Source organism: Pragia fontium DSM 5563 = ATCC 49100, from assembly GCF_900112475.1.
Classification (GTDB): domain Bacteria; phylum Pseudomonadota; class Gammaproteobacteria; order Enterobacterales; family Enterobacteriaceae; genus Pragia; species Pragia fontium.
Genome location: NZ_FOLW01000001.1, coordinates 507,676 through 531,891, shown reverse-complemented (window position 1 = coordinate 531,891; position 24,216 = coordinate 507,676). Strand labels below are relative to the sequence as shown.

The 24,216-nt window shown below is 50.5% G+C and carries 1 protein-coding gene (only partly in view); it reads left to right on the top strand.

Translation table 11 applies throughout. The annotated features are described in order from the left end of the window. Window positions 1-24,216, top strand: partial view of a CARDB domain-containing protein gene (locus BMZ28_RS02145; protein ID WP_074820370.1) — the 3' portion only. 9,567 nt of this gene lie to the left of the window's left edge; 24,216 of the gene's 33,783 nt are visible here — the last part of the coding sequence; its start codon lies beyond the left edge, outside the window; the stop codon is at window positions 24,214-24,216.

Sequence of the window (24,216 nt, the reverse complement as noted above, 5' to 3'; positions counted from 1 at the left end):
CCGGGGCAGGATATTACCGTAAACTGGAACACAGTGAACCGCGGTGTTGTTAAGGTGGTCGCTCCATGGAGTGAACGTCTGGAGATTTATAACCGCTCCACCAATGAGGTGGTGTTAACGCAAACCCTGCGCGATGAGCAGGATTTAGCCGCCGATGAGAAACGAGAGCATCGCCTACAGTTGACCTGGCCAACGGGCGTATCAGCATCCGGGCACTTTATTGTCCGTATTATTATGGACAGTGAGCAGGAGGTTGATGAAGTTAATGCCGATGGTGACGGCGAAAGCAACAATATTCAGGAATTAACCTATGACGTAGGCCCGGATATGGTGGTGCGAGCGCTACAGGTGGCGACTCAAGACATTCATGCCGGGGATTTGATCACCATCAATTGGCAGGACTGGAACCTGGGAACCAGCGCCACCGGTATTGGTTTTACCGATCGGATTGTGGTGACTAATATCACCGAGAATAAGGCCTTACTGGATACGGTATTGGTTTACGATCCGTTGGCGCTGGTCGATGGTCAGATTCTGGGGGCAATACTGCCGGGTGAGTTCCGCCCACGCAGCTTTACCTTCCGTTTGCCGGATGGCATCAAAGGCCGTGGTGACATTAAGATTGCGGTGACGACCGATCAAAACTCAGCCGGTTTCGGCGTGTTGTTTGAAACCAATCTTACTGGCGATGCGGAAGACAACAACCGGGCCGAAATTCAGATTCACGCCAAGAAATCCAGCTATGCGGATTTACGTATTGATGAGGTAACTCTGCCTGATTCCGGTATTTCCGGTGAGAAGGTGACGCTCACGTGGACGGTGAGCAATCAGGGCGAGGCCGGGACGAAACATGACTGGACCGATCGGGTTGTTTTCAGTCGTGATGGAACCATCGGCAACGCGGACGATGTGGTGCTTGGTTCGGTGCGTTGTTCCGGGCCGCTGTTACCGGGTGAAAGCTATCAGCAGCAACTAACGGTACGTCTGCCAGCCATTGCAGCCGGTCATTACTATTTGGCGGTGAAGACCGATGTCGATATGGAAAGCGGCGAGCAGGATACCCACGGGGATAATGTCTCAGCGGCACAGCCTATCGAGCTCATTAAAGGGTACACCGACCTGAATGCCATCGCGGTAAACGGGCCGGAGAACGCGCTCAGTGATGAGGCGATTACCATCACTTGGCAAGTGCGCAACGAAGGTAATGCCACCACCAATATGGCGTTGTGGAACGATTGGGTGGTGCTGTCCCGTAGTGATAAGTTAAGTGATTCTCGCGATATTATTTGGTCCGGTACTGTGGTGCATTCAGGCTATTTGGGGCCGAACGAAACCTACACTGGGCAAACAACCCTAACCCTACCGCGTGACTTAACCGGCGATTTCTACTTCATTGTGAATGTGGATCATGTCCGTTCTGTCGATGAAGAGGGCAATACCGCCAATAATGTGCGCGTTAGCGAGACTAAACTACGGGTTGAGTTATCAAAAACCCCTGACCTCACCGTTAGCGAGGTGAAGGGGCCTTCAATTCTACGTCCGGGAGAGCAAGTAACGGTAACCTATACCGCGCATAATCAGGGGGATGGCGACACCAAGACCGCCTGGCGCGACCGGATTTATATTCAGCCTGGAAATGGCAGTTACCAGTACCAAGTCGCCACCATTCTGAACAGCAATATGCTGGCATCCGGCGCCAGCGCTGAACGCAGTATTAGCTTCCGCTTACCGAGCTGGTTCGATGAAGGAGAATATCGTTGGGTCGTGCTCACCGACAGTCAAGATAACATCTACGAACGCGATGGCGAGGATAATAACTGGGGCACGTCAGAGGAAGCCGTGAAGGTTGCCTGGACCGATCTTTATATTGAGGCATTGCAGGCCGAATCAGTTATTCAGTCCGGTGAGACGTTGCACGTGTCCTGGACGGTGGGGAATCAGGGCGGTAATGTAGACGTTGGCTGGCACGATGCTCTGTATCTGGTCAAAGATGGCGTACAGCGAAAAGTCGCAGAAGTTGAACATCCGACCGGTATGAAAGCCGGGGAGAGCTATCAGGCAAGCGCCGACATCGATATTCCTCTCGCCTATAACGGTGAATATCAACTGTTATTAATGTGTGATGTGAACCGGCGAGTGACCGAGCGAGTACGGGATAACAACAATAAACGCGTTGAATTAACCATTAATCTGACGCCGCATGCGGATCTGGCGGTGAAGATTGATAGCGCATCCAGACAGCTGATTGCCGATCCGGCCACGCTCAACGTGGTCTGGACGGTGAACAATAAGGGAAATGCCGCTGCCGGTAGCGCCGGATGGGTTGACCGTGTGATCTTGTCGCAGGACGATACGTTAGGCAATTGGGACGACCGCGTGGTGGGGGAATACCGTCACGAAGGTGGTCTGGCCGTCGGTGAGTCATACCAGCGTAATGAAAATATCCTCTTACCGCCGGGCACAACCGCACGTTATAAGCTATTTGTGGTTACCGATGCCAAAAATGAAGTGTTTGAACACGACTTAAAAGCCAACAATGTAGCGCGTTGCGAACATGATATTGACGTGATGCCCATGCCTTATGCTGACCTACAGGTAAGCTCAATGGCCTTTACCGGCACGCCGATTAGCGGTGGGGAACTGCAACTGACTTGGCGAGTGGTCAATAAAGGTATTGGTATTACTAATATCGGCGCCTGGAATGACAGTTTGTGGTTAAGCCGTCAGGCGGATGGCAGTGGCGTGGTAGCCAGATTTACCGCCAGAGCGCACCTCGGTCAACTGGCGGTGAACGATGGTTATACGCAAACGGTGAATATCACCTTACCACAGGGGCTGGAAGGGGAATTCTTCCTGAATGTGCGTACCGGTGGTCCGTTTGAGTTTATTTTCACCCATAACAATACCGCGTCTATTGCGGTATCCGTTGTCTTGTCTCCAAGTGCCGATCTTAGCGTCAGTAAAGTGACGGCACCGGAGGAGACGCAGGAAGGCTCACTGATAGACGTGGGCTGGCAAGTGCTCAATCAGGGACAGATCGCCGCTAAAGGCTTGTGGACCGATAAAGTGTGGTTGGAGCCGCTAAACACCGCTCAGAGTGCCATGCTATTGGGCGAGTTTACTTACGATCGCCCTCTGGAGCCAGGTGTCCACTATACGCGCACTGAACCGTTGCGTCTGCCAGCCAAGCTGGAAGGTCTGTACCGTATTAAGGTTATTACTAACGCCAATCGAGCGGTATATGAGCACGGTAGCGCTCGTGATAATAACGAAGGCATTGCTGACGTTATTACCACTATCAGACTGAAAGCGCGTCCAGACTTACGCGTTACCGCCATTGAAGCACCGCAAAAAGTGACAGCAGGTACCCGCGTCGGCATTAAATATACCATCAGTAATATGGGCTCGATGCCGGCTAATGGTCAGTGGACGGATAAGGTATTCCTGTCATTGGACGGAACATTAAGCGCTAGCGACCAACTTGTGGGTCAGTTTGGTAATGCTTCGGCGCTGGAGCCAAGTAGGTCTTATTCTAATGAAACGGCGATGATCGATATTCCGATCCGTTTCCGCGGTGATGCCTATCTGATCGTGATGACCGATGGCAACAATAACGTTGATGAATACCCGAATGAAAATAACAATAACAAAGCAATACGCATCTATATCGAACCGATACCTTTCAGCGATCTGGTCACCAGTGATGTTGTAGCGCCGGATCAGGTGGTGCACGGCACGGTTATTGATGTGGGTTATCGAGTGAGTAATTTAGGCAGCGCTCCAACTCGTGGGCTATCAACGACACTGGATTCCTGGACGGATACCGTCTGGCTGGCGCGCGATAAACGGCGGCCGGGAGCGGGTAAAGGCGATGTGTTGTTAGGTAGCTTTAAACACGTTGGGCATTTGGCGGTCGGTGAAGATTATCTGAATCAGGTGCAGGTCACCGTTCCGAAAAATACCTATAGCGGTGAGTACTTTATTACCGTCTGGAGCGATAGTTACGATGTGATTCTGGAAGATACGTTAGCGGTGAATATCAACCCTGACGATCCTACTCAGTTTGACAATAATAACTACAAAGCCCGTTCAATGAAGGTGCTGGGTATCGTGAAAACGCTGTCCGATCTGTCGGTCACTCGCGTTGTTGCGCCGCCCGAACAGTTTTCGGGTGGCGATTATACCTTCAGCTATACCGTGGAAAACGGTGCAAATCCGCTCAGTGGCACGTGGAGTGATGCGGTTTATCTGAGTGATACACCGGATTTAAAAGATGCCAAGAAACGTTGGTTTTTGGGTTACTTTGCTCAATCTCGCGAGCTGGGAACCGGTGAATCCTACACCGTTACCGAAACGCTGCCATTAGCCCCATCGGTTGAGGGACGTTATTTAGTGGTGGTCTGTGACACGTTCAATCAGATTGGCGAAACGGACGAAACCAATAATAGCGGCGCTGCTATTTCAGTGGTCACTGCACAGCCATCGGATCTGCGGGTGACCAAGATTGTGGTTGAGCCAGAGAACTTCTCTGGGGAATTGACGCCAATAACCTGGACGGTAACCAACTTTGGCGCTGACGTCTGGTCCGGCACGCGGAACTGGTTGGATGCGGTTTATATTAGTACCGATCCGACCTATATCCCTAGCCGAGTAACGCTGTTGGGAACGTTAGCTCACGCTAATATTGAGGGGCTGGCAGCACAGGCCAGCTACACTGCGAGTGCCGAGTTTGCCTTGCCTGCCGGCGCGGATGGGCAGTATTACATCTATGTGGTGACCGACAGTGCCGCCTATGGCGATCGACGTGATTCAGCTGAACAGGCCAAAGGCGAGCTGTCGCAGGGGGATAATGCCAGCGCCTTGATCTACTATGCCGGTGATAAGAGTAATCTCGGTACGGTTTATGAAGGTTTAAGTAACAATAATAACCGCGCCAGCGCGACGTTGAATATTCATTACCGTGAACCGGATTTACAGATAGACCAGATTACGGTGTCTAATCCACAGCCTTCTTCCGGTGAGACCATCACCGCAACCTGGACCGTCACCAACCGCGGAACCCGTGCTACGCGAACCAAAGGATGGTTGGATGGTGTCTATTTGTCGCGCGATGCGGCGCTGGATGCCGGTGACTACCCGCTGGTGGATCGCGGTACTGAGTTTGAAGTTAAAACCAAAATCAAACAGGTTGGGCTAGCGGACTATTTACAGCCACAAGCGTCTTATACCCAATCCGCGACGTTTATGCTGCCGGAATCCATTGGCGGTGATTTCACGCTGTTTGTCAAAACCGATACTGCCTTTGGTTATAACCCGTATAACTCGGCACCGAGCACTATTCGTGACGGACTGGTAGGGCTGTCCATTATTACCGCCCAGACCGGCAGTGTGCAGGAGTTTCAGGATGAGGGGAATAACGTTGCCTCCATTCCGTTACCGATTACATTAGCCGTTCCACCGGACTTACAGGTTGAATCCGTTAGCATTCCGCAACGGGTTCTGGCTGGTCAGCTGGTTACTATTGATTACCGCGTGGTTAATCGTGGTGGTAGTACGCCGGTCAAACAGTCCGTTTGGTTCGATGCGGTTTATCTGTCCAAAGACCGTTTCCTTGACGTGAGAAAAGATCGCTATTTGGGATATCACGAACATCGGAACGGCTTAGCTCAGAATGCCAGCTATGACCAGACGGTGACTTTCAAAGTACCTAACGATCTGGAAGGGCCGTGGTACGTCTTCGTGATTACCGATCCGGCCTATACCTTGGGAAGCGGTGAGTTTGGTCGGGTGCGAGAGTTTGGCAATGAGCAAAACAACGCGCTGGCGGCAACCCAGCCACTACTGATAGAAGTCGCGCCACCGGCAGATCTTCAGGTAACCGAAGTTACCATGCCATCTCGGGCAGAGATTGGCGATACGATCGACATTAACTTCCGGGTTATCAATGATTCGATTAATACTGCTTATGGTCGTTGGACGGATGCCTTCTACCTGTCGCAGGATACCGATTGGGATTTAAGCGATATTCAACTGGGTAAAGTGGCTCATATTGGCGATCTCAATGCTAATCAGGCTTACAGTAACAGCCTCAGTGTGCGTTTACCTCCGCTAAAAGATGGATTCTGGCGCATTATCGCCCGTCCGGATATTTATAATGAGGTTTACGAAGGGCCGATTATTTACACCGAAGAGGGGCTGATTATCGCGCCGGGTGAGGCCAATAACTTCTTTGCTTCCAGCTCCACCCTACAGGTCATCGTACCGGAGTTGCCGCTGGATTATCCATTGTCGAGTACCCTGAGCGCCGGTCAGGAACGGTTATACAAAGTGACCGTTCCGGCGGGTGAAACGCTACGGGTTAGCCTCAGTGCTCAAGGGAAAAATGGCAGTAATGAAGTCTATATCCGTTATGACGATACCCCGACTAGCTCGGCGTTTGACGCCGCTTATAGCGAGCCACTGTCGGCGAATCAGCAAGCGTTAATTACAACCACGAAAGCCGGGGTTTATTACGTATTGGTGCGTTCTCGCCATGGCGAACCGGATATGCCGATCGTGTTACTGGCGGAACTCCTGCCGTTAACGGTTACCAAAGTCACGCCGGATCACGGTGGGATCGGTACTGAGCAGCATCGTTGGGTGACGCTGGATATCCACGGTGCCCGTTTCAGCGCCGGGGCGCTGGTGAAACTGTCTCGTCCTAATGTGTTTGAGGCTGAACCTGAGCGCTGGCAGGTGCTGGATGCCACTCATATTCGAGCGGTGTTTGATCTGCGTAAATTCCCTATGGGGCTTTACGATGTGGTGGTGATCAATCCAAACGGTGAGCGAGTCGTAGAAGCGCAGCGTTATTTAGTGGAACGCGGTGTTGAAGTGGACGTCACCATCGGATTAGGCGGTGACTATACCTTGACGCCGGGCGCTAATGGCGTTTACAGCATTTCTCTGCAAAGCCTGACCAATCTGGATACCCCTTACGTTCGCTTTGAGTTTGGTATTCCTGAGCTGGGTTACAGTCAATATTTACTGCAGGACTTAGCGTTGCCGTATGCCGTTTTCGGTAGCAATGTGGCCGGTCAACCGGCAGGCATCACCTTGGATCAGGCCGGAAATACGCGGATCTATGGGGAGACGCCGACCGACGGTACGCTACGTCATGACATTCCATGGGCCAGTTTGGACGGTACGCAGAATCTTGACGGTTATAATTTGGCTCCCGGCTATGCATTTGATGTGCAGGCAGGCGGTTTTGTCGGCATGAGCTTTAATGTGCAGACTTGGCCAGGGCTGAACGAATGGGTCAATTACGACTTTGAAGGGCTGCGTCATGCACTTTACATGCTGCACCCGGAATGGCGTGAACAGGGCGTGTTAGACCGCGGCGTACAGGATCTGGATAAACTGTCTAAAGGGCTGACGCAGAAATTCCTGTCTTCCGATCCGGAAGAACATCTGACTAAACTGGAAATGTTGGCGATACCTTTCCGCTTGAACATTGTTGCTGCGGCAACGCCGTTAACCCGGGCAGAGTTTATTGTCGACCAGATAGCTCATGCGCAGAAACTGCGCACGGCGATTCTGAATGACGAAGAGGCACCGGTTGCGCTATCAACGCTGGCGGCAGATGAAGCACAGTGGAACGCAGGATGGCTTGGTGCATTGGAGGCGGCAGGGTTATTGCGTCCGCTTGATGAAGCACCACCAATTCGTAACAATCCGCTGGTGGTGAGCCTGAATGCTACATTAGCCAGCGGTATTCTGTTAGCGAAAGGCAATGAAATTTATCGCACGCAGGCTGATATTCTTGGCTTCTTTAGTCAGGTTCAGATGTGGTATGGCGATACCGCCCGGTATGAGGGCGATCCTCAAGGGGCTATAGCAGAAATTGAATACTACGAAACGCGTACTGATGATGAGAGTAACAGCGTCTCGATACCTGTTCCTGCCATGGCCGATCGGGATAGATTCAACCAGAACGCTAGCCAGAAAACCCACTTTATTAACTTCAATATTTTCGCCGGTAATCTGACCGAACTAGAGTATCTGCGCCATATTGGCCGCTTAGATAGTCAGTTCCGTCCGGTGGATGCGCAGGCGCTGAACCTGTTGCAGTATCTGCAACTGAAAACGCTGCAGGATGGAGATACCACGATTGCTATCAGTGTGCAGCCACCTCAGGCGGTCATTGCCGAAGATGGTAACCGCTATGTGCCGTCTGATACGGCATTACCTTATACCCTTGCTTTCAGTAACACCGGTGAATCGTCGGTGGGTGAAATTCGTATTGTGACTCAACTGGACGATAATCTTGATCTGCGGTCGTTCCGTCTGGGAGATATCAAAGTTGGGGATATTAATGTGCATATCCCAGCCGGTAGAGGCAATTTCCAGGGTGACTTTGACTTTACCGCCAATAAGGGGTTTGTCCTGCGGGTTAGTGCCGGTCTGGATCTGGATGGTCGTATTGCGACCTGGTTGTTGCAGGCGATAAGCCCGGATACCGGGGAAGTCTTACGTGATATGAACCGAGGACTGTTGGCGCTGGTGGGTAGTGATGCCCAGCTAAGACAAGGATTGGTGAGCTACAGCATTGTTGCGGCAGTTGGCGCGGATACCGGAGCGGATATTACCACGTCTGCCCGCGTGATTTTCGATGAGATGCCACCGATTGAAAGTAGCGCTTCAATGCTGAAGTTAGATGCACAGGCACCGCAAACCGTGCTGGCCGTGACCGAGCTGGGCAATAATCAGCAGGGTCTGCCAACGTTTGATATCGGTTGGAAAGCCGAAGATGACGCCAGCGGTGTGCGTTCGGTAACTATTTATGTTGCCGAAGACGGCGGTGATTTCCAAATTTGGCTTGGACAGCAAGATCCTCAAATCACACAGGCGCAGTTTATTGGTGAAGCCGGTAAACGCTATGAGTTTTTGGCGGTCGCCACCGATATGGCCGGTAACCGCGAGAGGGTTAACGTGGCTCAGGCAGTATTGCCTGATGACGGCGCTCGTCAGCAGGCTATGGAGGAGCTTGGAGTACTGCCATCGTTGGAGCAAAGTGCAGAAATGCCGCTGGCAACGCCGGATCGCAGCTATCCGGCTAACTCGCTGTTCGAACAAGCGAATGATTATCTGCCGGGAACGGTGGTCAGCAGTCAGGCTGGCGATTTGCAAACCGTGCTGGCACCGTTCGCACTACGTAGTTTTGCCCAAGGCTTTAGCTATAGCGACGGCGATCTGGGTGCTCAAGGGCTGATTGAACTCACCGACGGTAGCTTGCTGTTAAGCGCCGGTATACGGCGTAATGAAATTTATCATTTCGGTCAAAAAGGGGGTCGCAATACCAAGCCACTATTTACCCTTGATGTGCCGGTTATTGATATGGCCATCGATCGGTTGGAACAGCTGTGGGTGATGACCGGTGCTGAACTGCTGCTGGTTGATATCAACAGCGGAGCGATTATTCAACGTATCACCGGTCCGGGGGATGAACCACTGACCCATGCGCTGGCGATTCATCCGCAGAGCGGTGAGATTTACCTGTCATCGGGTAACGGAGTTGAAATCTTTAATCCTGAAGATCAACGCTGGCGTCACTTTAGCAATCTACGGGTTGGCGATCTGGCCTTTGCGCCAGACGGTCGGCTGTGGGGCGTAAAATGGAGTGGTTCAGAGATTAGCAGCGCAGCTGCGAATGCAACTACCGATATTGTGAGTTTCCCAATGAGCGGTCGTCATATGGGGCGTGCTGAGTTGGAATATCGCCTCAATGGGGTAATTGACAGTATCGCCTTTGGTGCTGAAAACAGTGAGCTGGCTGGTGTGATGTTAGCCTCCAGTAATCTGAAGCAGCGTTCGACCCATCGTTATGATGATAAGACTCCACATCAGGCATCGCTTTGGATGGTTGAACTGGCTAGTCGACGGGTATTACCGCTGGCAACCGGTGGAACTCGCGGTGAGTCGGTTATTGTGACCGCCGATGGGCGCATTCTGGTGGCGCAAACCGGTCATGTAGATGAGATAGCCCGGGCACGTCCACCGAAAGTGATTGCGGTTAGCGTTGCTGACGGAGCGCTGGTTCCTCTACCAATGCGCAGCATCAGCGTGGTATTCGATCAGCCGATGTGGCAAGGGCAAGATGATGAAGGTAGCGTGTTCAATGAACAGAACTACGTTCTGACTCAGGACTCTGATGATGAAACCTTGGTGATCAATCCAGATAAAGTGACCTGGGATGCCGAGACGCGTACGGCCTGGTTAACGGTTAGCGGATTACGAGCGGGGCAATGGCAGCTTGAGGTATGCCGCAACCTGTGCAGTGAGATTGGCATGATGATGGAGCATAGCTGGATTAGCAGCTTCACCGCGCTAAATGATATGAGCAGTCAGCTACAGCTGGCGTTCTCTAACACCCGTGGCGATCGGGCTACTGGCGCAGTCAGCTATGACGTTAGCGTCACCAATATTGGTACTGACGATCTGAATGGACCGTTGATGCTATTGCTGGATCCGGGGCGTTATTTTAGCGGTGGCGTACTTGACGCAGTTCTGGGAGATGGTGATCGTCATGGTTTGTGGGTGCTGGATCTTAGCTCAGCCATTGCCCTGTTGGGTGGTAAGTTAAGGGTTGGCGTAACGCTCAGCGATATTACCGTTACGGTGGTACCGGCAGAAAACTTCACCACTCGGGACGGTTTAACGGCGCTAGTGAAGGCGAATCTGGGACACGGCGTTTACGCAATGCCTCAGGATAACCAACTGCCACTATTAACAGTACCTGGTGTTGATTATCCACAACCTGGGGAAGTCTTTACCTTACCGAAGGCTAAAGTCGGTGAGTCCTGGAGTGCGGAAATCGAGGCTATTGATGCCGACGGTACCATCTTCTGGTGGCAGCTACTTCAGGCGCCAACCGGTCTAACTCTGACACCATCAGAGACGGTTGAAACGGGAGAAGAGGGGTATTACAACCGGGCAACCTTAAGTTGGACGCCGGATGAAAATGCTAACAGTGCCATTGAGATATTGGTGAGAGTTCAGGACAGCCGCAGTGGTGCGGACTATCGTACTTATACACTTGAGGTAGAAGACGGTAATCATGCACCGGATATGTATCTTGTGCCTGAATATCAAGTAGCTGAAGGCGAGTCGCTGACGGTTCCAGTAATGGTAACCGACGAAGATGGCGATATCCTGACCTTAATTGCGCGCAATCTGCCTGCCGGGGCGGTATTTGATGCCGAGTCGCGGATATTGAGTTGGACGCCGGACTACGAACAGGCCGGTGTTTATGATGACATTATTGTGACCGTCAGCGATGGTAAATCTACCGTCAGCAAGCGCATTATCATCACCGTTACTCAAGCCTATCCTAAACCTCAGCTAATCCTGTTGGGTGAACAACAGTTGCGGGAAGGCGAACGCTTTACCTTGCAACTGAATGGCAGTGTGTCCGGTGGTTTGGTTCAGCCTCGGGGAGCTTCGGTTAAGCTGGAATATATCACCACTTGGTTGCCGGGCGGTGCCTTGCTGAATGCCGATACCGGTTGGTTTGAATGGACACCGGGCTTTAATCAGCACGGCAGCTATAACGTACCGATTATTCTGAAGGCCGTTTGGACCGCGCTGGATGGCAGCGTGACATACAACACGGTGAAGCAAGAGCTACAGCTTAATGTGGCTAACGCCAACGGTGCGCCGATCTTTGAACCGATGTCGACCTGGCGCGTGCTGGAAGGGCAACCGTTGCGTATTAGCGTCTTTGCCTTCGACCCGGATAATCCGAATTATGAACCACCTGCCCGGATTAACCCGGAAGCGGGGCTGGTTGGTGATGAGGTTACTGCACCAACGGTACAATATACGGTAGATGGCTTGCCGGAAGGCGCGGTGTTTGATGAAGACGCTATTGAGATTGTTTGGACACCGAGCTATTCACAGGCGGGCAGTTACCGTATTCAGGTCACTGCTACCGATGATGGTGATGGTACCGGTATACCGGCCACCAGTCATTTAACTGTCGCGATTGAAGTTGAAAACGCTAACCGTCCACCGCAACTTGCCGATATTAGCAACGCGTTTGTGAATAAAGGCGAGGTGTTGGAGGTGCCGATCTCGGCCACGGATGCCGACGGTAATCCGATTGAATTAACCTTCAGTGGCTTGCCATCTTTCGCTCAATATACGGCTAATCCACCGTCGGCTGATGGGGTAGCCGGTGGGGTGCTGCGTTTCATGCCGGGGGATGGCGATCGCGGCGATTATACGATTACCGTTACCGCCAGTGATAACGGTGACGGCAACGTTCATCAGATACTGACAGAGAGCAAGAGTTTTGTTCTGACGGTGGTGAGCTTGACTGAGGCACCAGTGCTGATAGCGCCAAAACAGGTGGTTGCGCTGGAGAATCAACCGCTGTCGATTGCGTTGCTGGCAACCGATGCCGATCAGGATGCACTAAATTGGCGTTGTGAAGGTTTACCAACGGGGGCGACGCTCACGCCAGCGGTGCAGTATGGTCATGCAACGCTACGCTGGACGCCGGGCAGCGGTACCAGCGGTAGCTATGATATGACGCTGGTGGTCACCGATAGTGGACTGCCGCCAGCAGATGCCGGTCATGCTATTCCAGAAAACCCAGTGCCGAATGAGGTACGTCATACTCTGCGTATTGTGGTGCGTACCACTAATACGGCGCCAGAACTGTTGGGCATGGAAGTGGACGGCCAACCGCTGAACGATCCGGGTCAGGATGATGTGGTGAATATTGCTGCGGCGGAAGGACAGCCGCTGGATATCACCCTGTTTGGTCACGATCGGGACGGTGACGTGCTGACGTGGAGCATTGGTAACTTGCCGCGCGGTATGAAATTAACGCCGACGGAGAACGGCGATCGGGCCGTGCTGAGTTGGACGCCAGATATGCTGGCTGCGCAGGACAGCAACACCGGCACGCCGGGACATTGGGGGTTAACCGTAACCTGTAGCGATGGGGCTGCCAGCTTCACTCGCACATTGGACATTGCCGTTGCCAATGTTAATCAGCCACCGCGCATTTTGCCGGTACCACTACAGTTGATTAATGAAGGGGAAACCCTGAGCTTTACCCTACGGGCGATAGATGCGGATCTGGATGCCTTAATGATGAATCTGGTGTATGACGAAAACACGCCTCAGGGAGTGTATTTCGATGGTTCCAGCGGTTATTTCGAATGGACGCCAGATTTTGACGTGGTTGATAACACGAACGGCATCGATCGTGCCTTTATCTTTACCTTCCGGGTCACAGATGGTGAAGCGGAGAGCTTCCAACGGGTTCAGGTTCGGGTGTTCGACGTTAACCGTGCACCATTGGTGACCGTCAACAACTTTGCCCGTGTGGTTGGGGATACTTTTGAGTTGCCGGTAACGTTAGGCGGCGGTGAACAACGGGGTATTAACGCCATCGATCCGGATGGCGAGGAACAGACTCAGGCATTAAGCGTCAGTTTCCCTCATTTACCGGAGGGAGCACGATACGATCGGGCGCAGCAGCGCTTGGTATGGACGCCGGGGCCGGGACAGATCGACGACCATGTGGTCACCGTTGAAGTTTCCGACGGTTACGATACGACGCGGCGCAACTTTGTGCTGCGCGTGGTGGCGGATGTGACGGAAAATGCACCGAGCATTTTGATTAATGCCACACCGGATACGCCAGTATTGCCGGGGCAGAAAGTGGTGATTACCGCTCGGGCTGAAGGTTGGAACGCTATTGATAGCCTCACGGTACAAATGCGTTACGGTGACAGTGACGAATGGCAGAATGTGGTGATAGACAGTGCCGGAAGACTCCATTTAACGCCGTCCGAAGCCGGAATTATGACGCTGCGGGTGACGGCAGTCGATTGTGATGGCTTTAGTAGTACCGCGACCCATATGTTGCGGGTACGCGATCCGCAGGACAATCAGGCACCAATTATTGCCTGGCACAACCTGTTAGAGCCGAACGGTGTACCGTTTACCTTGGATCAGCTAACGCCGTTAATGGTGAGAATAAGTGAACAACAGCTGATGGGATGGCGGCTACAAATCGCCATTGCCGGCAGCAATCAGTGGTATACCTTGGCGCAGCAAGAGTACGTTGCTCATGATATCGATCAGATTTTGTCACTCGCCGAGTTGGATCCTCGTCAGTGGCGTAACGGGGTGTATCAGTTGCGCTTCACCGCTTGGGATCTGATGGATCGAACCAGCGAAATCGAGACGCTGATCATTATTGACAGCGCCAATAAATCGCTACGTACGATAACGCAAATCGATGCACTGGTAAGCCTAGGTGGACACAGTGTCGCACTGGGACGTCAATGGGATAATGAAGCCGGTAAAGTTGGTGGCGACTTCGGTAACTGGGCGCTCCCTTGGTTGAATATTGGATTAAGCAGCGACCAACAGGCGACGTTGCCTTCAGGGGCAACTGCGGCCTGGCGTGATGGTGCTCGGGTCTGGTTGGTTATTCCGGCGGTTCTGGCGGATCCTGCCAGCGGTAGCCATCACCTCAGCTTTACTCTGAATGCGGTCAGTGAACGCATTAGCACTAAGCCGGGCGCGCCGATTGTTTGGGCTGCTCATTTTAGTACCGATCGCGGCTGGCAACTGGCGGCACATGGTCAAGCTGCCGATATCAATCAGCCGCTGATGTTAATGGGCGATGCCCTTTACGATCAGGTCTCTGGCCTGCCATGGGTACCGGTTTGCTATACGTTAACCGGGCCAGACGGTAGCCGTTATGAACTGGATCGTTTAGGCCGTATTACGCGCATCACTTTCAGCGATGGGGTTGATTGGCTGGTTTCCGATGCGGGTATTGCATTGGTCGGTGGCAATCTGCGCGATCGCATCGATATTCAACGTGATAGCGCCGGGCGTATTATCCGGATTATTCATCCGAATGCTCAGCGTGACATACAGACCACCATTTATCGTTATGACGACAGCGGACGTTTATTGCTGATACGTAAACTCAGTGACCAACAGCCGGGTATGCCAATGGTGTATCTGGCCGATGGCACACCGTTAACGGCACCATTAACCGCTAATTTAGGCGCGGTGATTAACTGGGTGCACGGCGGCAGTAACGTTTGGCAGGGCAGCCTGAATACCTCTCAGGACACTAACCTGGCATTTGTTATCCGCGATAGTGAAATCGCCAGTATGGTGCATAAGCCTGGCATCTCGGGGGCAGTTATTGTGGCGCTGGCGGCCGAACTGCCTGCGGGAGCAACGCTGAACGTTACCGATGCTGCCATCATTTCAACGTCTACCCATCAAGGGAAAACTACTTATCTGCTGCGTATCACGCAGGGCGGAGCCAAACTGATTAGCCTGCGCGGTAGCGGTGAGGCACAGATCCGCCTATCGATCGTTGGCGACCTGAATCAGGATGGTAAGGTCGATGCCACCGATAGTAGCCAATGGGAGGCGCTGCTGCTGGCGCAGAATCTGGCCGGGGATCTAAACGGTGACGGGGTGATTGATAATCGCGATCGTCAGCTGTTGTATGCCAATACCGGCTTTAGGGCTAATCAACCGCCGCAGAACGTTGCTGTTAAAGAGCCGGTTCTGACTCACGTTGATCTTGGCGTACGTACCCGACTGGATGATATTGCCATCGATCAAGAAGGTGAAGCAGTATTCTGGCGCATTTTGGACGGCACGCACGGTAGTGCGGTTCTGGCACCGGATGGACAGACGCTGATCTTTACCCCAGAAGCGGGCTATGCCGGTTCGGCAACCATTCGAGTGCTAGCGGATGACGGTTTTGCTGCCGGCGAGCCGATTGAGATTGCCTTTACCATCAGTGATGCGAAATTACAGCGCATTAATATTGCCCGTAAGGCAGTGTTAGGTGTAGGTGAAAGCATGACGCTGAATGTGACCGGGGATTTTGCCGATCAACAAGGCGTTGAACTGTTTGGCGATTACATCACCGTTAGCGTTGATGATGACACTTTACTCAGGGTTGATGAGCAGGATGCTATTCATGGTTTAGCTGAAGGGGAAACGCTGTTTAGCGTCACGGCGCGCGGTATTGTGGCGGTGAATGCGTTGGTGGTTGAAATCGCTCCGCTTTGGACGATGCCGGTTCTGAACCAAAACGGAGATGAAATTGACGTTTATCCACAATCGATTATGTTGGCTGAAGAGCATGGTGAGCGGCAAATAAAAGCGACATCGATTTTTGAGGATGGTGATATTAGTGCGGCCAATACTGGCTTCCGCTATATCGTTTCTGATGCAAGTGTGGCAGAAATTACACCTGATGGTCTTCTTAAGTCTAAAACTTCAGGTGTTGCATGTATTTATGTCATTGCCGGTGGTCAGCAACAAACGATTGAGCTACGGGTTGCAGAGCCTCGTTATGGTTCGGTGGAGGTATTTGCTCAGGATGGTGCTGTCGTTAGTGATAACAACGGCAATATGCTACTGATTCCGCCAGGTGCGCTGGACAAAGATATTACGGTGTCAGTGGCAAAACGTGAACTGGCCGAGCTTGATATACCGTTACCGAATGAAGATCAGTTGAATGCATTAGGGGTTATCCATATAGCTCTCGGTGATAGCGATCCTTTGTTGCCAATACAGTTGGAAATGAAGGTGTCAGGAGTGGATGCTGATACTGAAGTGTTGTTCCTGCGAGAGGGGATGGGATTAAGTGAAAGCGGAGAACTACAACCTACTTGGTTTATTATTGATAACGGTTTCGTTGACGCAGATGGCATAGCGCGTACTGCTAGTCCGCCATACCCGGGTGTCATGGCCGGTGGAAATATTCTGTGTGTATCAGCAAAATTTGAATATGACAAAAATACCGGATCGATGAAAAAATCCTCATTTTTGGTAGATACTGATTTGTTATACCTTGGTGCAGCCGCCATAACCGTTGGGGTCTTGGCTCGCAATACAAGAGGAATAATGTTTGGACTCTTAATTTCAGGTTTAGCATGCAGTATCCGTGAGATTAATTATGCTGGTGCCTATCAACGATATGATTTGGAGCCTTTAGCGGATAAAGACAAGGTTGTTGATTTTGTTGTTGATTTTGGTGTGCCAAAGCAGCCAAAGCCAGAGGAGCCGATAATTGATACATTTTCAATAGATTTAGACGGAGATGCTAAAGTCAATATCGCCGGAAAAGCAGCAACAAATGATGCCAGCGTAATGGCGGTTAAGTATAGGTTATGGATTAAACCTAAAAGTTGGCCGCCATTGGGTGGACTCCGCGAGCAAGCATACACCCCCCCAGGCATGGGAGTCCGGCTACTAAATGAGCAAGAAAGTATTTACTCACCTATGTCAGAAGGGCGATTCAAATTTGAAGGTATTAGCTTACCTAAGGGAATTGCCGTATCCCAACATAGCTTTGTTGTTGAGCGCGTGGCGGTATATATAGATGAGAATGGTGTTGTCCGTTACCGTGACTCAGGCTACATAAGTAACGCTGTTGAAGCCAGTAGGTTAGATAAAAAGCGCATGACGTTGGTGGTGACTAACGCAGGTATTAATTTGTACCAAGATTCAGGGGAACGCGATGAAGCAGAATTATTCCCGCTGAGTTTTGTGAAAAGTATTACGGTAAATGAGAAAGGAGAGAAGCTGGCTAACCAGCTTAACGGTGGTAAAACCAACCAAGTAGTACTGGCCGAGAATGAAGAGATAGCTTATATAGCGGGTCGTAACGGCAAAATCTATGCGGTAGATCTGCTGGTAGGTGAAGTCTTTTTTACCATACGGATACACGGTAGTAATGCCAATATTAGTGCCTTAGCATTTGCTAATAACTGGTTGTATGCAGCAGAGGGCGATCGCTATGGTGGGGATATCTCTGGCCCAGATCGTTTAATGCGTATCAACGTTAATATGGCCAGCACTAATTACTGCTATCAGCAGCAGCAAATTCAGGAAATTCCGGCTGCTCGCTTGGGGTATTTTGATCTGGCTATAAGTGAAAATCGCTATCTGGCCGTTACGGCCCCTCTCACTTTTAGAAGCTTGGGACATAATTTTAATGCGGATAAGGGTAATGTTTACGTTATTGATTTAAAAAATGTTGACAGTGAGACTGGAAAACTTACCAGCGGTAGAGTGCATAAAGTCGCTTTAGGTAGTGGTATAGGTACAGGTAAAGGTGCTAATCATATTGTTGCCGCTGGGGAGCCAGGTGAATTCCTGTTAGGTAGTTCATTGGCCTATAACTATGGGCTCAGTGCAATAATCTGTGAGCTAAAAGCAGAGGGGGAACTTGCTTCTGCGAAAGTGATTGAAGCAGAAGCAGCACTTCATCCCGGTTCTGACTCTAGCTATATTCAAAAGCGATTCCTACAGAATATTCAACGCGTTAACGGTGTGGTTTATCTGAAGTATGATGGTGATGAATACGCTTTGGTTGCTGATTATAACTTTGTCTACTATACCCCCATCTATACGGCGGGTAATTATAGCGAAGCGTTTAGTAAGCAAAACGGCGGTAAAATTGGCTTTGTAAGGGATCCATTTGGCAAAAAAGGAAAGCCAAAATACCTGGGGGCGACGACACCTATTATGGGAGGGGCGCTTGATAAACTGACATTATCGGCAGACGGTACCCAGTTGCTTGGAACCGTGTGGCAAGAAGATCCTCCAATGAATCCTGCTTCATCATTTTACCACTATTTACTGGTGTGGAATGTTGATGGCTTGATGAAGACGATAACGCGTTCTTTTAAGGAAACTCAAAACCAGTATTTACCACTGGAGCTGGATTTCTCAGACGGTGTGGAAAATCCGAAACCTAAGAGTAAAAGCGCACAACCGATGAAGATCGATCGGTTATCACCGGATGCTCAGGGAACTATCTTTGGTGTTAATGCGGCTGTTCAAACCAGCATCGTATTGAAATTATTGGGGCCGGGTAGTGGCCTGGATGGTATACAGAATATTGAGGCCAGTACGCAACCAATATTTGAGTGGGAGGTAAAACGTGGCGTTGATATTGCCAGTTTATCATTCTATGTCAGTAGCCAGCCGTTAGGGCAAGGGCTATGGCCAGAAGACCTTTTACCTGAGGCAACGGATGATATTTCCCAGAAGGTAAATGATTACATTACAAAAAATTGGAATGAAGATAGAAATATTCGACGCATTTTGTCATGGAAGAATATTACGCTCGCTGAAGCCCAAATTAGAGGTTTGGTATATGATGAGAAGAGTGGAAAATATAGGGTAGACAGTCGAAAAGTTACTGAATTTTCTCGTCTTACTGCAGCCCAACAGTATTATTGGGCCGTTGAGATTAAGACCAAAACGGGTAATACCCATCGTGATTTTAAATCGTTTAAAGTAGAGAAAGTCAAGGCGAAGGAAAATCAGAATTTCCCTGTCGTTATGATAGTGACTCATGGCTTCCAGCCGCCGCTTTCTTTAAATCCTCTATTCGCCGCTGAAACCGCCTCCCTTGAGCTGGCACGATCCATTGTTGCTAACAACGGTGGCACTATCATTAAGATGGAGAAGGATACTGGCAAGGTGAGGGTCTGGGATGAGAATCACCAACCAGGCAAGGGTCGGCCGATTGATGATAAGTTCCTACCGATTCAACGGGAATCGATTAAGAGAGGTAAGCCGCTGATTATATTACCTGACTGGGCTAATGAGTCCGGCATTAATGACTCAGGCTTTGCTGAAGCGGCGGCTAGTGCTCTGTTTGCCTTTATGGTGTCTTTAAATGATAGCGAGCAGATTTTTGACTGTCCGCTTCATTTTATCGGGCACAGTCGTGGAGCATCGGTTAATAGTGAGGTAATCCAGCGTTTAGGACTCCATTTCTCAGATAAAGTGAAGAATATTCATATGACGACGTTAGATCCACACGACCACATACAGGGTGCGTTGGATTTGCGGATAGCCGACTTCCTGGATGATATTGATGATAAGTTATTCTGGGTGGAAGCTGCTGCTTATGGTGTTGCTCTCGTTCCATGGTTTACCGCGGCGGGAGTTAGCGCAGCAGTATGGATTGGACGTTTCCGTAGCAGTGTGAAAGGGCTTAAAGCGTTAACTGAAGTTCTTGGTTTTGGTACCATCAAGTATGCTGACTTCTACGATCCAGACGTTAAAATGTGGAGTAATATTAGTTTTGCCGATAACTATTACCAAACGTTAGGGAGTCATGGAAGGAAGGATAGTTTGAAGAATGTGTGGAAGCTATGGGGGAATGAAAAAGGATCAACCCTGACGCCAAACGGTCGTTCAATTCCAGGCGCGGCGATTGATATTCTGCTGGACGGTCGAGCCTGGTTTGAGACAGATACGATAGTGAAGGCCTCTGATTGGAAGATCTTCGCTGGTGACAAAGGATTTGGAGTAGCACTGCCACATAGTCGGGTACAAACCTGGTATTTAGGAACTGCCGATTTATCCCTGAAAGAGGGGAACGAACTGACAATGGGATTTAATAATATTATTTGGCGCAATGGCTATAACTGGCGTGATGAACTGGAGTCAGAGCACGATAATCGGTGGGCAGCGAAATTGTTTAGGCTTAAGGCTGACCTTAACGATATACCCGGTGACTCATGGTACAACGCTAAGGAAACGATTACTGAGCATAGATCACAGCAACAGCATTCAACAGCAAGCTGGGAAGGCGTTGGTACCGGCTGGGCATGGTCGGTGCTTGGTGGGGCCACAGATGACGACTGGAAAGAGGTACGAACCGGTGCTGGTGTAATCTCATACACAGAGAACAATACCGAGTACGGTAGTAATCATTCTGAGCATGGACATATTCTGGTAGCGGAACAGAAAGTGTTTAACGGTGATTTCCAGTCCAGCTATGCTCCGATATATGGGCGTTTACCGCTACAGTGGTTAACCGGTATGTGGACGGAAATTCCTGGCTGGTCAATGCAGGGAGGGATTAAAAATTCATCGCAAGGATTGAATTTAGTTGTTTCTCTTAGTTGGGAACGCGTTGAGCAGGCGCTTAGAACTTTATTAGGCAAGGATTTTACTAAGGATGGAGCTCAGGTATTGTATAAAATCCTTGAGAGCGCCCGTAAGGACTTGATGGACCAGCTTAAAGACGGTGCATCGGATACGATGAAAAATATCGCTCCATCTAAGTTTTTAGGTCAGACATGGAATTTCTTAAAGGAGAGTACTTCATACAAGCCTACCGCTGATGATCTAAAAACTCTGGGTACCAAGCTGAAGGGCGAATTTGGTAAATATGTGTTAAAGAAATTAACCAATCTACCGGCCCTTCTCGCACTGGCTCAGGAGTACTTTTTTGATTATTCATATAGGCTTATTCAGGGAGAGGATCCATTACAGCATGATTGGATGTATTTTAAAGAAGATGTGTCCAAGCTAACGTTTGACGTTTATGTGGGTAAACGATTTAAAGTGTTTACTGGTTCGGCAGCGAATCTTGGCTACAATTATATTTACGAAAATGGCCCTTGGGATAAAGAGGTTAATTTAGTCGTTAATTTTACCTCTATAGGTGGAAAACACTTAAGTTTACAGCTGTTTGATACTACTAAGTTAGGTGACGGTGGCTGGCGATCTCGGGAAGTTACTATACCAACGGAATTAAAAGGGAAAGCGGGGCGTTTTTCTTTCAGTATAGAGGGAGGAACAAAGGATGTTACTCATTATGCGTGCATCGACAAAGTTGATATTGATAGAAAAAGTTATGGTGAAACTAAACGTGTAAGACGTAGTTTAGATACTTTTATAGATGATGCCGTAATGGAAGTAGCTAGCAGTCAGCCATTACAGATGTTGGATAGCTCGATACTTGAAACTGGCATTATTCAGGCCGAGATAGCACCCAAAATACATCCAAGCTCAAGTTATAAGCGAGTGGGTAGGAAGGCTGAGGTTACGAATATCAACCCAATACTCACCAACGCCGAATTTGCCGACGGCAGCGGCTGGAGCACCACCGGCACGGTTGGTTTTGTCAGCAATACAGCGACCCTAACGGAAGCGGCTACCAGCCAAACCCGTTTGAATCAGGCGTTTGTGCTGGGAGAAAATCAGCGTTATCTCTCTTTCAGACTGACGGATATTGTGTTGGATGATGTAGATAACGGACCGGATGATGCCTTTGAGGTCGCAGTGATTGACGCGGCAAGCGGAATATCTCCATTGCCGTCTATCGGTGTTAACCACAGCAATGCACTCTTCAATCTACAGGCTGACGATCAATTGCGGTTGGCGGATGGGGTTACCAGTACCCTGAATGCTGACGGTAGCCGTAGCGTGCTCATCGACTTGAGCGACGTAGCGGTGGGAACGGCGATTAATCTGTCGTTTGATCTGATTGGTTTTGGCCGGGGTCATGCGGCAACCCATAGTCAGGTAACTATCAGCAGATTACGTCTGGGTGAGTCTGCTAACGCTCCGTTGTATGCCTATAACGATATAGCGACGTTGAAGCAGGATACTCAGCTAACCCTAAACGTGATGGATAATGACGATCTGGGTGGGCTAACTGGTGTGACAACCAAGCTGGTGAAGGGGCCGGAGCACGGCAGTCTGGTACACAACGCTGACGGCAGTTTTACCTATACGCCGAATAGCGGTTGGTACGGTCAGGACAGCTTCACTTATCAGCTGAGTGCCGGTTCGGTACTTTCCAACGTAGCTACGGTTATTCTTACGGTGGACAGCGTTAGCGGTGAAGTGGAAATGCATGCCTATAACGATACCGCAACGTTGGATCAGGATAGCCAGATAACGCTCAACGTGATGGATAACGACGATCTGGGCGGGCTGACTGGTGTGGTGGTGAAGCTGATTAAGGAACCTGAGCACGGTAGTTTGGTGCAGAATACCGACGGCAGCTTTACCTATATGCCAAATGCGGGTTGGTATGGTGAGGATGGCTTCACTTATCAACTTAGCGCTGGCTCTACGCTGTCTAACGTTGCGAGCGTCGCGTTGACGGTCATTCAGAGCGCGATTAATCATCCTCCGGTGGCGCAGGATATTCAGGCCACGCTGGATGAGGATGGCCGCCTGACGCTCGATCTGCTGTCTAACGCCAGTGATATTGATGGCGATACGCTAACCCTGCGTATTCTTAGTCAGCCAGAGCACGGTCAATTGCAGCTTAATGCGGATAATACCGTGACCTATATTCCACTGGCTGACTGGAGTGGTGAAGATAGCTTTAGCTGGACGGTTAACGATGGTGAGTATGATGCGGCTCCGGCTACCGTACGTCTGACGGTGACGCCAGTAGCGGATGTGCCACAGTTGATTCTCAGCGATGGGCAATATACTCGGGAACTGTTCCGCACCGGTTGGGAAAGCGTATCTACCATCGGTAGTTTAGGAACATTGCTGCAGCGCAGTGAGCTGGAGGGATGGAAACTGGTTACCGGGCCGGATAATTATCGCGGTGGAAAAAATGGTTTCAAAATCTGGGGTAGCAATGACCGGATGAAGAATGCCAAAGGACAGCTTAAAGTGGTTAAATCTGCCGCTGGTAATGGCAGAAACTGGTTAGAGTTGACCAATGCAGCGGGAACCATGGCACAAACCCTGGGTATTGAACGCAATATGGTGACGCAGGCTGACGTAAACTATCAGTTAAGTTTAGATGTAGCCGGTTGTCTGGGCTTTAGTGCGGACTATACCCGTATCGGTATCTATGTTGATGGTATACGTATCGGTAGCAGTGAAAGCGTCAGTGATAACAATGGGCTGAATTGGCAACCGTTGAGCCTGTCGTTTGTCGGCAAGGGCGGTAAGCAAACGCTGCGTATTGTTACCGAAGCGACCCAGTTCTCCAGTGAAGGACGTGGCATGATGGTAGATAACATTGGATTAACCGAGGTGTTATCCACCAATCAGGGAATGCAGGACACGCCAATATCCTTGTCAGCCATAAGTGCGGCGCTGACGGATACTGACGGCTCCGAAACGTTGCGTATGACGGTGGAGGATTTACCTGAAGGTAGCGTCTTGAGCGATGGCGTTCATCATTTCACTGCGACTAACGTTCAACAAACCGCGGATATTACCGACTGGCAATTAGCTCACTTAACGTTTACGCCACCGGCATCGTTTAGTGGTCAAGTGGTGTTAAAGGTTGTGGCAACGGCAACGGAGCAGGCTAATCAGGACAGTGCCAGTACTTCTGCGGCGTTGACCATTGATGTTCGCTCCGCCAACGGTGGTTAG